Annotated in this window: 10 protein-coding genes; all 10 read right to left on the bottom strand. The window is 44.8% G+C overall.

Annotated features, from left to right (window positions below):
• Positions 1-38 precede the first annotated feature (38 nt).
• Positions 39-4,202, bottom strand: coding sequence for a glycoside hydrolase family 9 protein (locus ACSQ8O_RS15185; protein WP_436242378.1), 4,164 nt, complete (start codon positions 4,200-4,202; stop codon positions 39-41).
• Between the two features lie 448 nt (positions 4,203-4,650).
• Positions 4,651-6,003: a hypothetical protein gene (locus ACSQ8O_RS15180; RefSeq protein ID WP_436242377.1), complete on the bottom strand. Its 1,353-nt coding sequence runs from the start codon at positions 6,001-6,003 to the stop codon at positions 4,651-4,653.
• A 22-nt stretch (positions 6,004-6,025) separates the two neighbouring features.
• Positions 6,026-7,600: an ABC transporter substrate-binding protein gene (locus ACSQ8O_RS15175; RefSeq protein ID WP_436242376.1), complete on the bottom strand. Its 1,575-nt coding sequence runs from the start codon at positions 7,598-7,600 to the stop codon at positions 6,026-6,028.
• 78 nt (positions 7,601-7,678) lie between these two features.
• Entirely contained in the window at positions 7,679-8,590 is a 912-nt protein-coding gene (locus ACSQ8O_RS15170; RefSeq protein ID WP_436242375.1) for a carbohydrate ABC transporter permease, read from the bottom strand.
• A 24-nt stretch (positions 8,591-8,614) separates the two neighbouring features.
• Complete coding sequence (locus ACSQ8O_RS15165) at positions 8,615-9,748, bottom strand: ABC transporter permease (RefSeq protein WP_436242374.1); 1,134 nt, start codon at positions 9,746-9,748, stop codon at positions 8,615-8,617.
• A gap of 137 nt (positions 9,749-9,885) precedes the next feature.
• Complete coding sequence (locus tag ACSQ8O_RS15160; RefSeq protein ID WP_436242373.1) at positions 9,886-11,736, bottom strand: sensor histidine kinase; 1,851 nt, start codon at positions 11,734-11,736, stop codon at positions 9,886-9,888.
• Positions 11,624-13,264 carry a response regulator transcription factor gene (locus ACSQ8O_RS15155; RefSeq protein ID WP_436242372.1) on the bottom strand — a complete coding sequence of 547 codons (1,641 nt, stop codon included), beginning with the start codon at positions 13,262-13,264 and terminating at the stop codon, positions 11,624-11,626. Before ACSQ8O_RS15155 ends, ACSQ8O_RS15160 begins: the two co-directional genes overlap by 113 nt.
• Positions 13,265-13,453: 189 nt before the next feature.
• Complete coding sequence (locus tag ACSQ8O_RS15150; RefSeq protein ID WP_436242371.1) at positions 13,454-14,917, bottom strand: RICIN domain-containing protein; 1,464 nt, start codon at positions 14,915-14,917, stop codon at positions 13,454-13,456.
• Positions 14,918-15,198: 281 nt separating this feature from the next.
• On the bottom strand, positions 15,199-16,446 hold the full coding sequence (locus tag ACSQ8O_RS15145; RefSeq protein WP_436242370.1) for an MFS transporter: 1,248 nt from the start codon (positions 16,444-16,446) through the stop codon (positions 15,199-15,201).
• 17 nt (positions 16,447-16,463) lie between these two features.
• Complete coding sequence (locus tag ACSQ8O_RS15140; RefSeq protein ID WP_056612959.1) at positions 16,464-16,889, bottom strand: MerR family transcriptional regulator; 426 nt, start codon at positions 16,887-16,889, stop codon at positions 16,464-16,466.
• Positions 16,890-17,134 lie beyond the last annotated feature (245 nt).

Genomic DNA, 17,134 nt, shown 5'->3' with positions numbered 1-17,134 from the left:
ACTTCCAGTTAATTGAACTGGAAGTTTTTTGCATTTAATTATCTCGTTACCAAAACATCATCGAAATAGGCCTTCGTATTCGCATACGTGCGAGCTCCGATTTTCCCGCTCGTAAAGGTTGTATCCACGACACTAAATTGGAGTGCACCATCTTTGTACACCGAGACATTGCTGCCATTTAAGACAATTTTATACGTGTAGAACGTATCGGCAGCTATACTTGGGCTTGTGTAGCCTAATGTCGTTTTGACCCCAGCAACCGATTTGACCAGTTCCATTTTCCTACTACTGGCATGATCATTATTTTTCAAGTAGAGCATGTAGTAGTTATTGGCATCGGTATAGCGAACTAATAATCCCGCGTCTTTGTTCCCACTCGTGTTGTTCGTTACGTTGACTTTCGCTTCCAGTGTGTAGTCGGTCCAAGTAGATTCACCAGCAATGGAGTAGCTGTTTGAACCTCCTGCTTGCCCGCTGTATTGCGAGGATTGCACCGACCAGGTTCCGCTCGTAGGTGTCCAACCTGTCGCAAGACCATTATTGAAATCACTGAGAAGCAGCTGTTGCGTTACACTTGGACCCGACTGTACGGCGCTGCTTAACGCATTCGAGGTCGTATCTGTCGTGTGGAAATAATAGGAATGGTTCCCTACAGGCAATTTGGTTGTATATTTATAAGATTTGCCATCGCTGTAGGTGACATCTGCTGGATCAACAGCTTCCATTTGGTGAACAATGCCATCTAGAATAAGTTCCATGGAGAATGGTTTCTCATTTTGCGCATCGGTGTAAGTTGTATTGAACGTGAAGTCTGTTGCTGCATCACCAGTAGCATGATCTACGCTGATTGCACTCAGTGTCGGAGCTGTTCCACTCGCTACGTTCGTTGCTTTGATCTCATCCATAAACATTTCTCCATAACCAACACTCGTTTGGTTCAACCAGATGGATAATGTCGCTTTCTTTTTGTTCACGGCAGGCGTTAAAGTATCTAGATTATAGACTAAATCCGTCCATGTGGTCGGAACTGCAATATAACCGCCAGTCAGGTTATAAGTTCGCGAGCCATCATTTAGTTCGATTTTCATCTTCAAATTGGCATAGCTCGGATTCTTAACCTTGAAATTCAAATAACGATACCCAGACAAATCAACGATGTCGTGCCAAGGCTGGAACTTCGCATAAGAATTAACGGCCGTCGGTGTTTGTGAGAATTTACCAACTGTTAACCCATCCAACGTTGTCTTCACGAATGCCGCTGTTCCGCCATTCTGCGTATACCAGTTCACCCATTCGCCATTACCGCCCACAGACCCCCAGATGCCGCCGCCACCAAAATCATCATAGATTAGAGGTGTAGAAGGATCTGGCAAAGGTGCCGCCACCGTGTAATGCGTCGAGCTATAGCTTTGTCTGCCTGTTGCATCTGTCCCACGAATGTCCACGCGTTTATTCGCATAGGCGACAGACGCACTTTCATCAACCGTAGCTGCATACACGCTGCCAGAAACGGACATCGGCAGGAATGTACCTGAAGTACCTGTTGACGAATATTCAAGATTACTCAATCCTGTAGTAGGACCGCTAAATACAGTTACATTGCCTCGCACATAATCGCCGATTGTCGGAGATGTAATAGGGAGCACCGCTGGTGTTGAACCGCCTGTAGAGCTTGCAGATGCATTCGCGCTTAATCCCATTATCGTGTACAGTAGGCCTGCTTGAATGCTGATACTGAACTCGTTATAACGCCATTGGTTCGTATCATCTTGATACAGGGAACGGTCTTCATACCATGGGCTTACACTTGTTTTATCCTTCGTATCCTTCATATTGGGTCCACTAACCATAGCGCCTGGGAACACTACACCAGCACCTTGTTTGGAATTGGCGCCTTCATCAAATCGTGTGTGTGGGTAAGTCACAAAATCCGAACCAATCCCAGATACCCAGCTCATATTCCAAGGATTTTCCCCGAAAATCCAGTACATCCCCTTCTCGACCGCGCGCAGCGCAGCAGGATCTTGGAAAAGCTCATAATAACGCATCATATCGCCAAGATAAGACGCATGTGGTTCGTTCACACCGAAGTTCTTAAATTGGTTCAACACACTGTACGGTGTGTCATCTGTTGAAGATAGGAAATAATCAACTTGCTGCTTCAATAGCGACTGAATATGCGTTTTCGTTGTGGCATCTGCAACAGGATAGAACTCCGCTAAAGACATCGGTCTCATATCCCAATAGTTCGTTGAGGCCAGATCGGTAAAGACAAGTGTGTTGATATTATCCGTTGCAGCATTTTTGTAGGCTACATTGTTCGTCAACAGGTACAGCTCTACATCCGCTAGAAGCTTGGAATTCGGAATACCGCCACGCGTGGAGTAGGAACCAACTGGCCCGTTCGGATTCGCAACGACATAGTTGTAAAAAGTAACCGCAGCCGCTTCACAATTGTTTGCGAAGGTTGTGAGCGCTGTGACCTTCGCTGGCGCGATGTCACCTTTGGTGATTGCTGTGCGGATAGCCCTTGCTGTAGCGGCAAGTGTTCCCGCTGCTTTGGCGGAACCGCCAACGCCTAAGCCGGAGAGCTTGCGATCATCCGCTGTACCGTTAATGTTATCCGTCGTCTTACTCGGATGAACAAAGCTTGCGTTATTCTTAAGATCATACATTTCTCCTCCGAGTTGATTCGCGAATTTGACCAAATACTCACTGCCAAATACCGCTTCATCAACAAGATCAGGAATACCATTGCTGTCATTATCGAACTTCGAGCTGGCTGCGTCGGCATGCCGTATGTAGGCTAAAGCAATTTCGCTGCCTACCCATTGGTTGCCGCCATATTTGCCGTAATCACCCGCATCATACCAACTACCTGTCAAATCGTAGTGAGTTAAACCATCAGCCGATTGCGCATCATCCAAATGACCCGCTGCATGATATATATTAGCAGATGGTGCTATCGTGCTATAGCCAGCAGGATAGGCATCGGAAGTTGCCACGCTCGCGCGTAAGATGCGATAGAAGGCAGTCATTTCATCCTTGTAATCCGACCAAATGTTCGGTTGAATGGCGAAAGGGAAGGAGGAAATGCTATTGCTGACAACAGTATAATTCGTACCGCTAGCAGTGATGGATGAGAAATCGATCGAATATACGTGTTTATTCCAAAAGAAACCATCGTACGTCATATTGCCCGTAGCAACAACTGTTGCACCATTCTTCACGACATATGACGTATCCGTTAGAGCAAGCTGCGCTGTCACCTTGGCATTTTTAAATGCACCAGCGTTATATCCGGCTTGGCTGACCGTGACGTCGATAACTTGAGCTGTGTTCGTAACGATAGGTTGATTCTGGATCGTCGTTGATACTTGATTCGACGTCAAATCCGTCGTTCGGAAATAATACGTATGTGAGCCCACGGGCAGCTTCGTGATGTAGTAATAATTTTTGCCATTGGAATAGGTGGTATCTGCATTATCCTCTTCCCTCATATCGTAGAGGGTATCGTCGACAACAAGCTGCATAGCGAAAGGCTTCTCATTATCTGCATCCGTATATGTCGCTTTGAAAGTAAAGGACGTGTTCTGATTATAGCCACTCGCCGAGTTAGCCGTCATGCTGCCTGTTAATGTTGGTGCAGTGCCACTGTTGTCCGTAGATGCGAAAATATCATCAATCAGTGTCTCACCATATGTTCCTCCGGATTGACGGAGCCAAATTTCAAGCCTAGCTGTTTTTTTATTCAGCGCTGGTGTCAAGGCGTTCAAATCAAATTGACTCGTTGTCCACGTTGTCGGAATGGCAACCCATCCATTGGTCAAATTGTAGTTGGTTGTTCCGTCTCCAACTACAACTCGAATGAGCGAATTCGCATACCCAGGATTTTTCATGGTAACGTTCAAATAGCGATAGCCTGTCAAATCGACTGTCTCATTCATGGGCTGGAATTTCGCCCAGGACGAGCTCGACGTTGGCGTTTGGGTGAATAAGCCGACTTGACGCGAGTCGACAGTTGTCTTTGAATATGTGCCCGTTCCACCTGCTTGGTTGAACCAATTCATCCAGTTCTGCTTGTAGAGACCACCGCCATTAAAATCGTCGTATAGCAGCGGATTGTTTGGTCCTGGCAGCGGTGTTACAGCTGCTGAGGTTGTACTTGGTGAAATCAACAGGGTGTTTAACGCGAGGATCAATCCTAAACATATGCACCAAAATCTCCTTGACCTTCCTTTCATACGAGTGGTGCTTGACATTAACCATTCCTCCTGTGCTTAAATATTTTGGAAATCGCTTACATTTCAATTATACGTAATCTTTGATATTCGAACGATGATGTAATCTCCACATCTTGTGATCAATTCTGGGAGTTGGGCAACTCTAACTACTGTGACTACTTCTGCTACTTCGACTACTTCTGCTTTGACTACTTCTAGGGTTCCTGCACCACTCCCGATCAGGGCCGCAAAACAGATTAACTGGAAAAAGTACAGCTAATATTGAGCAATCTCATCGAAAATCCGATATAGATGCATATTATGTAGCTATTTCACCCCCATAAGCTCCTGATTATCCCCCACATCTGATAAGAGCGTAAAAAAAGAACCTCGCAAACGCGAGGCCCTCTTCTTATCTTCTGCTACCCTACATCTTTCTCCGGAAGACTAGCCGTATCGTTCTTTTCTCTCCAGTCAGATTGAAGCGCAGAAAGGCTAATTCATCTTTGATCACTTTCAACTCCACATCGCTTGAGCAACTTTCAATTTCATAGTCACTTAGCTCATCATCCCAATACGTCAAACCGAACGGCATCGGCTTCCAGTTCCAGATCTCGTAAACGAGCTCGATGCGTTCACTCGTCTTCTCGTATGTCGTTATAAATAACGGTGGAATCTTTTCCTCAAATTCGTCTTGCATATCCCACTGACCGACATAATTGCGGACAAGACGCGGTTTACATTCCCCTTTGACGAATACCATTTGACACTGATTGTCATAGTAGAAGAACGTATCCGGCCAAGGTCCTGCAGCAACACCGCCAAGCGTCATGGTGTAATCGTTGACTTCTGGCCTAATCGGCTTATCTTTGGTTAACATATAGGACGGTGCAGTAATTGCGTTGCTTTCATGATAGCTAGCGAGCGTCTTCGGCAAGGTTGTAAGTGTTACGCCACACTGCGCCACGTAGGCAAAGAATCGATCGAGCATCCCTTCACATGCCTCAACATGGGAAGCCGGAAACACTTGAAAGCGATCACTGAACTCCATTTCATGTGCCTCCTGCTGTTGCAGAAAGAACACCTGCTCATTGTGATCCGTATTGGCCAAATATTCGTCAAACAGCATTTTCCAATACGTAATCTCTTCCCCCGTACACAAACCTGCACGCAGCACATCATTAGGGTCGGTCGAGTAAATAACAGGACTTCCTGTATGGTAGGACAAATGCAGATCCCGTACTGTCCATTCACATGCGACTACTTTTCCTTTGCCTGCATGTGGAATCTTATAGCGATGACTATCCACATACCAGGATCCCCATGGGATCCCTTTATGTGTTATACCATCCCACCACACTTGCTCCCAGCAATAGCCCCACATGCCCTGAAAATCCAACTCCTCGAGCACTTCAATCACTTCATTGTAAATCTTTCCTCTGCCTGCAATCTTCGTTGTGGCCCAAGGAAAGGCTTCCTTCACAAGATTCCAATCGGCTTCCAGACGCGCTTTCAATGCATCCTTCGACATCCCCATATCTTCCATAAAGAAAGGGCATTGCAGAATGATATCGTCGCCATAAGCCTCATGCCACTGCCGAATTTGCTCACCCAATACGGGTATTGAGCCTCGGTTGACGATCCATGTCACGGGTATCCCGTGTGCATGGGCTAATCTTGCTGTTCGCTCCACACCTTCGACAGCAGTTCCATGTCCCCAAGGTGTATCGTAGTGGGAGGCATAGCTAACGAAAGTGTATATGAGGTTCTGGGGTTTCAACGGTAATCACCTCTTGCTCTTCCTATTTTTTGTTCTCTTTCCACCAAGCATCGATTTGCTTCTGAAGCTCTGCACTAACTTTCTCAAGTCCTGCTGTTTTCAACTTCGCATTACGCTCATCAAGCAATTTCGAAGGATTCGGCACTGCACCTGTACTAGTCACTTTATATTCGTTCACAATTGTCGTTAACTGAGCAATCTCATTCTTCACATTCGTGTCATCGAAAACAAATCCAATTAACGGGAAGCGTTTTGCATCATTGTTGAATTTCTTCCAGCTGTCATACAGGTCGTCTGGTTGACCAGGTTTCATGTAGTTCAAGAATTGGTTACCAAGCACCCAGAATACTTGGCTATCATAACCGGAATCTTTAATCGGTTCGATACGGTTTGGACCTACTTTTTTGTAGTGTTTGCCTTCAATTCCATTGACAAGAAGGTTGATTACGTAAGGATCTGTATGAAGGTAGTTAAGCACCATCATCGCTCTCTCTGGGTTTTTCGAAGTTCTGGAAATGGAAAGCATGGAACCTGTTGCCAAATCCGTCGTTACAATTGGCTCCTCGATAACGCGGGAAACCCAGTCATACGCGCCGTTGTCGGCAATCTTCAACTCAATATCAGAACCTGGTTTCCACACCGTGGATTGCACCCAAATCTTACCTTGCTTACGAATTTCCCCAATATTTGTCGTTACCGTAGCTGCATCAGCATTGGTGTACCCTTTTTCATAAAATTTACGGTACGTTTCTGCATCGGCTTTATTCAAATCAACAATATCTTGATCCAACACAGTTTTGACCTTCATATCCGTTGACTTGTAATCCAAGAAGAACATCGGCATTTTAGCAGGAGTTGGCCCGATCGGACGATAATTCGATTTGGATTCATACATCATGAAGCTCGCACCGTTAGAAGTTCCACCAGCCACATAGTTATTGATAATGTCCGGATTATCTTTTTTAATTTTTTCAAAATACGGTTCCAAGTCTTCTACCTTATTGATCTTATCAATCGGAATTTGATACTTGTCAATGATATCCTTACGGAATGTCCAAGCTTTCCCTTGTGTGATTTCTTTATCCGTTGGAACCGCATACAATTTTCCTTTATAACGTGGTGCTTCTAGATATAGCGGGTGAAGCATTTTTTTCGTTTCTGGTGCAAATTTATCGAGAAGTGTATCGAGTTCCAAGAAAGCACCCTTTGTCACATTCGCTGAGAAATCCAGCCAAGAAGCTGTGAATACGAGATCCATTTTCTCACCCGTGTTCATCATCAACTCTGTTTTCTTCTTATAATCGGCTGAAGCAATCGGCTGCAGGGAAACTGTTGTGTTAATTTTTTCTTTCAAATATTTATTCAGTTCTTCCTGTACGAGCGCATCGTCCTTCATCGGTTTAGCTTGATAGATGAGTGACACATCATAAGGCTCCAAGGCTGCTTTCGGACTAGCTGGAGCTGCCGAACTGGCTGCAGTTGCGGCTGGACTTGCAAATGTAGTTACTTTGTTATCACTGGAACACGCAGGCAGTACTGCGGTCAATCCAAGCGCTAGCGCCATAGGGGCTAACATTACTGATTTTCTACGTTTCATTGTGGACCCTCCTGTAATGAATATTATAAGAAACGGCTGATGAAAGCGAGTAGCAGTTCGCAGCCGGTATTACTGTGATCAGCCTTTAACGGCACCGACTGTTAAACCTTTGACGAAATACTTTTGAAAGAACGGGTAGACAATCAGTATGGGTCCCATAGCAATAAAAGCTAAAGCCATTTGCAGTGACTCATTGGGCAAATTCTTAAGCAACTCTGGATTCTGAGCGGCTATCGTCAGATTCTCACGGATATACTGAACATCCTTCAGCACACGCAACATGAGGAACTGTATGGGATACATATGCTCCTTATTGATGAAGAGCAAGGCATTGAACCAATCGTTCCAATAATTAATCGTTGAGAATAAGGCCATCGTCGCGAGCACTGGAAGTGATAAGGGAAGTACAATGCGTAAGAAGATACGCAGTTCACCTGCTCCATCAATGCGCGCAGATTCGATTAATGCGGGATGAATCGTTGACTGGAAAAATGTGCGCATTATAATCACATTGAACGGAACGATTAAGAGCGGTAGGATCAAGGCCAAATAAGAGTCTTTCAGATGAAGCGTCTGGGTGTAAATCATATAACGACTCACTATTCCGCCATTAAATAGCATCGTGAAGAATAGAAAGAAAGTAAACACGTTACGATATGGATAATCCTTGCGAGATAAGGGATACGCGTATAAAGCCATCAGTAAGACACTTAATAGGGTGCCTACGACGGTAATCCCGATAGAAACTTTGTAAGCATTTGCCATCGTCGTAAAATCTTTGAATACAGTCTTATAAGCAATCAACGACCATTTCGAAGGGAAAAAGCTGTATCCTTCATTAATCAAAGAATCATTATGTGTGGCGGATACAATGATGACGAGAATGACAGGTAGTAGGCAGGCTAGCGATAATAAGACGAAAATGACATTCAGTATCGTCTCAGCCAATGGGGAAATTCGGTTTTCCCTTCGATACGATTTGGAGACCATCAGGTTCACTTCCTATCCAATCAATTAGAATAAAGCTTGATCCGAATTTATTCGACGGACCGCTCCATTCGTCAGAAATACCATAATGAAGCCTAGAACCGACTGTACCATAGCTGCTGCCGAGGACATGCCGATATCATTCAGTTGCGTCAAAACACGGTACACATACGTATCTACGGTATCCGTGGCTGGATATAAAACACCAGAATCCAACGGCACTTGGTAAAATAATCCAAAATCTGAATTAAATATATGTCCCATATTCAGAATTGTAATGATAATGATAATTGGCATAATCGAAGGTAAGGTGATATGCATCATCTGCTTCCACTTCGAGGCCCCATCAATGACTGCAGCTTCATAATACTCGGGATCAATGCCAGCGATCGCTGCGATGTAGATGACGGCACCGATACCTACGCCTTTCCAAGCGCTGACCACCGTGAGGATGAATGGCCAATATTCCTTCACCATGTACCAAGACACTGGTTCTTTACCCAGCCACTCCAATACTGTGGAGTTAATGAAACCATGCGTCGGGTGCAGGAACGCGTAAACAAGATAACTTATGACGATCATAGATAAAAAATGGGGCATAATCAGTAAACTTTGATAACTCTTAACCGCTATGCGGCTCCGGAGCTCATTGAGTGCCAAGGCAATAGCCACGGATAAAATCAAATTCACAATCATAAACGTCATGCTGTAGCCTACTGTATTTCGTACAATTCGCCACAAAGATCCATTATTGAATAGAAATGTGAAATTTTCGAAGCCAATCCAAGGACTCCCCCAAATACCATCGACATAATTGATTTTCTTGAAGGCAATGAATAGCCCGAACATCGGTAAATAATTATTAAGCAATAGCACGAGTGCTGCAGGCACTAACATCAATGTCAGCGTTCTGAATTGCCAGAAGTTCCGCCACAACTTAACTCCCTTGGCGCGATATCGTGTCTGCCCTGCCTGTCGTGCAGGTGCGGCTGTCTCTCTCACTGCGTCCACTCCTTTCTCTGTTAAATCAAGTATAGTACACGGAATCCCCCAATTCGATGATGTATCCGCATAAGAACGTGATGAATACTCAGCAAGTACATTCATGGAAAAATCACCACTGCTGCGTGTAAAATGCGGCTGCGCCGCGATTCCTGACACGCTACCCAAAACTGAGAATAGGCGGCATGCACCGCCTTTTTAATATTTGTGCGCTAGCGTGCGAATGGCACAAAATCTGCAAAATCGCCACACTAATGACAAAAAAGATCCGGCCCAAGGCCGGATCTTTACTCACGTTATTCACTTGGATGAATCGGAATCGTAATGGTAGCAATGAGCCCGCCGCCATCCCGCAGACGGTAGCCTAACCCATACGAATCCCCATAATGCAACTGTATGCGTTGGTGAACATTGCGAATGCCATAGCCTTTGTCGTCTATTTCCCCACTGACAATCATGATAAGCTTTTCGAGATTCACCGGAATAAATCCATTGTCCTCAACAAGGATATGAATCTCATCATCAACGCGTTTCAATCGAACCCACAGATGGCCTTCCCCATCCATACTTTGAATACCATGGAATATCGCGTTCTCCACAAGCGGTTGGATGATGACCTTGGGCATTTTGAACACTTCGAGGTCTTCATCAATGTCCCAGAACACTTCGAAGTTCCCTGGATAACGCTTCATTTGAAGGCGAATATAGGCACGAACATGCTCCAGTTCTTCGCTGATCGGAATCATACTCTTCCCTTTGCTTAACCCGATGCGCAGCAGTTTCGATAAGTCTTTGACCATACCGCCAACATCATGATTGCCGCTTTCTAGGGCATACCAGTAGATCGAATCTAGCGTATTGTAAAGCAGATGCGGCGTAATTTGAGAATGGAGTGTGTTCAACTCCTGTTCCTTCTGTTTGATTTTCATCCCATAGTTTTCTTCAATCGATTCATTCAGCCTGCCCGTCATACGAATAAACGCCGTGTACAAAACGCCGAACTCATCCGATCGTGAACGTGATGACGGATCTCCAAAGTCAAAAGGTCTGCCCAGCTCATACACGCGTGTGAATGTGACTAGCCGAGCCAAAGGTTTAATGATATTTCGCAGCAAATACAAGACGAACAGTAAAACTAAAACTAAATAGATGGCAAGCATCACCATAATTAACTGTTGAAAGCTCGTTTGTTTGCCCATTATTGATTCCAAGGGAATCTTATAGATTAATCGTGTATTGAAGTTAAACTCATAGGAGACGGCATAGAGATATTTATGATTATTGGACTCCGAATAATAGTAACCATTCGATTTATTGTGAAGGGCTTCTGGTAATTCGGATAACTCCATGTCTGCCGAACCCGACTTCAAGAGCAGTTCATCCCGGTTATCGAATAAAAAGACTCCTGCTTGATCCGGCAGTTGTACCGAAACAAGATTCTTGGTCAATAAAACCTCCACTTTGGAAACAGCAAGAAAGCCAATCAATTCGTCATATTTTTCTGGATTCAAAATACTTCGTGTAAACGTTACTGTCGGCTGTCCTGAACTCGACTTGGCTAGTCGAAGACTTCCAGCCCCTTTCTCTTCTTGGGTCTGTAAAGCCCATTCCGGGTAAGTACTGCTGCTATCCAGATAAATAAGCCCCTGCTTTTTATAAAGTGCATTGATTGGAAATGGCTGATTTCCTCTATTCGCCATATAGATGGCGTATTCGGTGCCATCCGATGACCAGCGATCCAGAATCGTATCTGCTTCGCTTAATGCATTTATCGTCTCAATATGAGTCCAGAAAGCAAATTGCTTGGGGTTGCTGAAAAAATGATTATCCAGAAATGTTACTGTCTTATCTCTAACCGAAGACAACGAATTCTCCACCGTGGCGTGATTCTGCTTCACTAACTGAAGCATCGTCTTCCCAACCTCATCCTTAATCGTAGCGGAGGTACGAGAGAAGGAGATCCAGCCGACTATCAGAAACGGCCCGATGATGAACAAACAGAATGCCACAATGACTTTATATTGGAGCTTCAGTTTAATTCCCCCTGATCTCTTTGCGATAATCAGCCGGAGAGATTCCGATGAAACGTTTGAACATTCGGCTGAAATGCTCCGGCGACTGATATCCCACTTGATATGAAATTTCATACCGCTTCAATTCGGTTACGGCAAGCAAACGCTTCGCTTCCTCAATCCGTACTTCGGAGACGAAGTCCCAGACGTTTTTGTTCGTTTCCCTTTTGAACAAATAACTCACATAGGCCGCACTGAAATGCACTTCACCCGCTATATCCTGAATCTTCAGCTCATGATTGCCATAATGATTGTAAATGTAAGCCGTTATGCGCGATACAACCGTCTGATCCCTCTCGCTAATACAGGCACGGATCACATCAGCGAGCCCTTGAACATACTCGTGTAGACAGGCTACTTTCCGGCTGATTTCCATACCTCTGAAGTAAACATCCGGATCATACTGACGGAAGGAACTGCTCGATTCTTGTCCATTATCAAAGAGTAATCCATACAAACGATACACCAATAATCCGAAGCAGCTATGAAACAAGCCTTCTGAATGCGTCAAGTTTGCTAGTATTTTCACCGCGGATTGCAGCTCCTGAGTAAGCCTTACTTCATCCACCGTTTTCATGTGGAGCACGATCTCTTCCACCATGGCTGCCCATTCCATCATCCTCATATTGCCTAGAGCCGACATATCCTCATAATACAGCACGTTATTATCAGGGTGCAGCTTGCGCCATTCGATGGCCGCATTCGCCTCTTCCATCAGCTTCGGCAGCATCGACAAATCCGGACTAAGTGTACTCATCCCGACGGTGACGTCTACGTTCAAATATTGCTTCAGATTAATAATAATCGTTTGACCGATCAGATTCAGTTGCGAATTCATCGGCAACCGCGTGTCCACGTTATCGGAAGCTTCCAATTGGATCACACAAACAAGCTGATTGCCAAATCCGTAAAAGGCTACGCCGCACCAATCCGACAGACTTTCTTCCAAAATATTAACCGAGGCATATTTCAAAAGCTTTCGGTCCATTAATGTAATGTCTTGATTACTAAAACCACCCTTACTTAGGTTCAAATGAACGGCGGCGATACCATACCAATAGCCTTGCTCTTTGAGCGAGCTGCCGATTTCACGAAGAAGATCTTCATAATCTTTCTCCTGCAGATCGGTTTCCGTTACCAATTCGATGAGCGCTTCGTGCCTCTTTTTGAGTAAATGACCATCTTGACTACGATCCGCCTCTGGACGTTGCAGCGTTAGTCTGCCCATTTCCTTCTTCTCCTGGAGGGCTTTGCCGACAACGCGCATTAATTCATCCAGCTCTACGGGCTTGATTAAATAATCCTTGGCACCTAATCGGAGCGCTCTCTTGGCAAAGTCAAACTTCTCATGGGCGGAAATAACAATGACTGGAAGATGAGGCTGCTCCAAAAGAATCGCTTCCATCAGTTCGATCCCGTTCATCATCCCCATCTGTATGTCCGTCAATACGAGATCATAAGTGTCCATGCGTAAGCAATCTAATGCCTCAAACCCATTCGAAGCGGTTTCAACATGATCGATTCCCAGCTCTGATCTCATCAAATAACTTTTAATCCCCGCACTAACTGTCGGTTCATCATCCACGACCAGAATTTTATACATCGCTGGTTCCCCCCTGTAAGACAACCTACTGCCAAATATCCTCTATGATACCATGTTAGCCTTCGGCTTTAGCACTGTCTATGATAATTTCAGGGAAGAACGTGATCAATTCTAGGACGCTGACACTCGTAGGAATCAGAAATGAAAAGAGGAAGGGGATATGTTCCCCTCCTCTTATGACTAATCCATTTAATTAATCGTCCACTGCTGATTATTGCCGCCATTCCACGTATATTGTATGTTCTGTCCACCATCCGCTGTCGAGCTGCCACTGATATCCATAAATTTACGGCTATTGCGATTCTCAATGGCATAATAGCCATTTTCTAGATCCACCAGCAGCCATTCTTGATTCTTACCACCATTACTTGCATATTGAATATTAGTGGCTCCATCCGCCGTGGATTGACCGTTGATATCCATATATTTGCCGCTTTGTTTGTTGATGATACTGTAGTAACCATTCGCTTTCTTCACGAATTGCCATCTCTGGAAGAGCGACGTCGTATCCGTAAACTGCTGGATCGGTGCTGCACTGAGTGTTTTATCTGTGCCGCTAACGGCCAATGACTTATTGCTATTTCGATTGAGTATCTTGTAATTCGTAGTTGAATTAATGCTGTAATTCGATCCCGAAATCGTGCCAGTCGCCGTATCAATCGTTAATTTGTCATAATACGTAAGGCTCATAGAAGTATTCGATGGGAAGGAAATCGGTAGGAATACGTACCTCGAATCATTCACAATGCCTCCCCATGCGCCAGCCCATCTATCCCCAATATAGAGGTAGGATGTTGTGGAAGTGCCTTGAACAGGGACAATGTAAGCTGGCTGTGAATCAAATGAAGTACCATCTCCAACATTGCTAAGCGCACTCCATGTTCCTGCAATGCTTGTTGCTGTTCCATATTTCATTTGATTCGGCGCCCAGCCGGTTGCTCCCGAGGTCACGAGGAAGTAAACACCATTCCTTTTGAACATAGCAGCGGCTTCACGTTGAGAACCTACCCAAACCTTCTGAACTAAGGAGGCAATGGATCGGTAATCGGAAGAAAGCTTATAGATATGCGTATCTAAATTTTCCCTGGCAGATGAAATGAAATAGGCGGATCCATCGTCATCCACGAACAAGGTATCGTCACGAGACATGTACTGACCTTGTGGTTGGAAGCTTCCCTGCCATGTGTAGTTGCCATCTATGGTAGAAGAGTACGCAACTGCCGCTCTTGCTTCGCTGTAATCTACGCCATTTTCTTTATGCATCCACATGACAAATTGACCGGTAGAGGCATTGTAAATGACTTTAGGCCGCTCAATATTCGCAGTCGCGAGTTCAGGTGCTGACGAATGTTTGAGAACATTATTGCGGAATTCCCAGGTTTTGAGATCCGTGGAGCGGTAGCAAGCGACTAAGTTATCCCCGCTCCTATTTTCGCCGAACCAGTAGTAATACGATCCTACTTTAATAATACCTCCGCCATGCGCTTGCAAAAGATTTCCTGCACTATCCTTTATTTGAACGCCATTACTTGGAATGGTAACGCTTGCAGCTTCAGCCTTATGTGTGGTCAAAAACAATGATAGGAAAAGTGCAACAATTAATCCTGCAATGAACAACTTACTAACGTATTTTTCATTTGAATGAACGTACACGGCTCTCATCCTTTCGTTCTAAACTGAGACAAGCGGTACTTCAATCTACTGAGACATCCATCATACAGCTTTATGTTCACCCCCCATTCCATCTCCAGCTGAGGCTAATGTTAGAGGATTCATGGGCTATTTCATAGTGAATTATCACAAGTTCTATGAACAATTCGAACAATGGGAATCCCCACTTTGATCACATTCCTGAACATTTTGCATGTCCATCCGGTGAAAGTGACCTAGAACGAACAAAAGAGCCTCGCAGATTAGCGGGCTCTCCGAACAATTTAATGCGCACTCTCAACATCATCGACATGTTTCAAATGTTGGCGGTTCAGCCAAAGATAAATGACAGCCACAACAACACATGCGCCGCCGACGATAAACGGCATATGTGGGTTAAACCATTCAGCTAGCTTGCCTGCCAGGAATGGGGCGATGGCCCCTCCGATGAAACGCAAGAAACTGTATGCCGCCGACGCTGTTGGACGTTCGACTGGTGCCGCGTTCATAACCGCGGTTGTGATTAAGGTATTATTATTTCCTAGGAAAGCGCCTGCGATGATGACAGCGACGATAATGACGGTTTTATCTGTCGTCCAGTTCGCCATGACAAACAAAGTAACAGCGAACAGAAGTAATTGAACACACATAGATGGTACTGTACCATAGCGTTTCTGCAGCTTTGGCGCTGTAAAGACAGAAGTAAAGGCAAGCATAAGTCCCCATCCTAAGAAAACGTAACCGAGTTGATGCTCATCCAGTCCTAATTTCCCCAATACTAGTGCAGCGTATACAAGCAAGGTGAAGAATCCGAAGTTATATAGAAAAGCTGCGATTCCAAATGTACGAAGTGCTTTGAATTTTAAAGCGCGGAACGGATCGGCCAATGAAGCTTTCTTGGGACGAATTTGAGTTTGTGGTTTAGGCATAATAAAAAGAATCATAAAGAAGGCAATGACCATAAGACCTGCTACGCCGAAGAATGGACCTCTCCAGGAGATAGCACCCAGTTCTCCACCTAACAGTGGGCCTACGGAGATCCCCAGACCAACGGCTACTTCGAACAAAATGATGGAACGTGCGACACCTGTTTTGGACAAAGATACGATAGCTGACAACGCTGTAGCGACGAATAGCGCGTTACCGAGTCCCCATCCCCCACGTAACCATACAAGACTCCAAATACTATTTGACATACCACCTAATGCTGAGAAAAGAGCAATGATGATGATGCCAGCGAGCAACGTTTTTTTGATGCCCAAACGGGACGAGACGACGCCTGTAATTAACATCGCTACCGCCATGACGGCATTGTAGCTTGTAAACAACAAAGTGACATCACTATGAGAAGCATGAAGCTTCTTAGCAATAGCAGGCAAAATCGGGTCAACGAGACCGAGACCCATGAAAGCGATAATACTGGCGAAAACAACAGCCCATACCGCTTTCGGTTGACTGAACATACTAACTTTTGGTGCATTCTGATGAGGCTGTAAGACCGGATTGGCCTTACTCGTAGCTGTAGGTTGCATGTGCCCGAAGACTCCTTTTATGTTGACATTTTAGTAATACCATCATTGATACGTTTCTGCATATATTCAATTTCTTTACGAAACTCAGCCATCTTGGAGAGTTTCTGGTCAACCATATCCATTTGTTTGTCGACCATGACCTTCATCTCCCGCAATTGTGAAAGCTTCTCTTCTGCGGCCTCGGTTTTCCAATAGACTTGCTTTTGTTCGTCCATTTTTTCGCGAATCGCAACGAAATCTTGAATTTCCATGAGTGAAAATCCAAGAACATCCCGGGCATTTACGATTTGACTCAATCTTTCGATATGTTTGCGTGTATATAGGCGCATGCCTCCCTCACTACGTTCCGGGGGAAACAGTACTCCGATTTCCTCATAGTAACGAATCGTTCGTTTCGTCAATCCGCTCTCTTTAGCCACATCGTCAATTTTGAATTTATCCATCTGAACACTCCCTTCAAACCAATTTTCTTCTCGATGTCATTATCATAACCTCTTCTAACGTTAACGTCAACGTTAACTTTTCGAGGACCGAGCACTACTCAATAATACAAGACTTAATATGCCCAGTTGCTCGTTTGCTATCCCTTCTCCCCCTCCATATTCCTAAAATAAGTAATAACAAATTGACGGAACCATTCTGCCGCGAGTGATAGATAATGCTTCCTTGACCACGCAATTCCGCGGAA

Source organism: Paenibacillus sp. LjRoot56, assembly GCF_964253335.1.
Lineage (GTDB): Bacteria > Bacillota > Bacilli > Paenibacillales > NBRC-103111 > Paenibacillus_E > Paenibacillus_E allorhizoplanae.
This window is presented reverse-complemented; position numbering and strand designations above follow the sequence as displayed.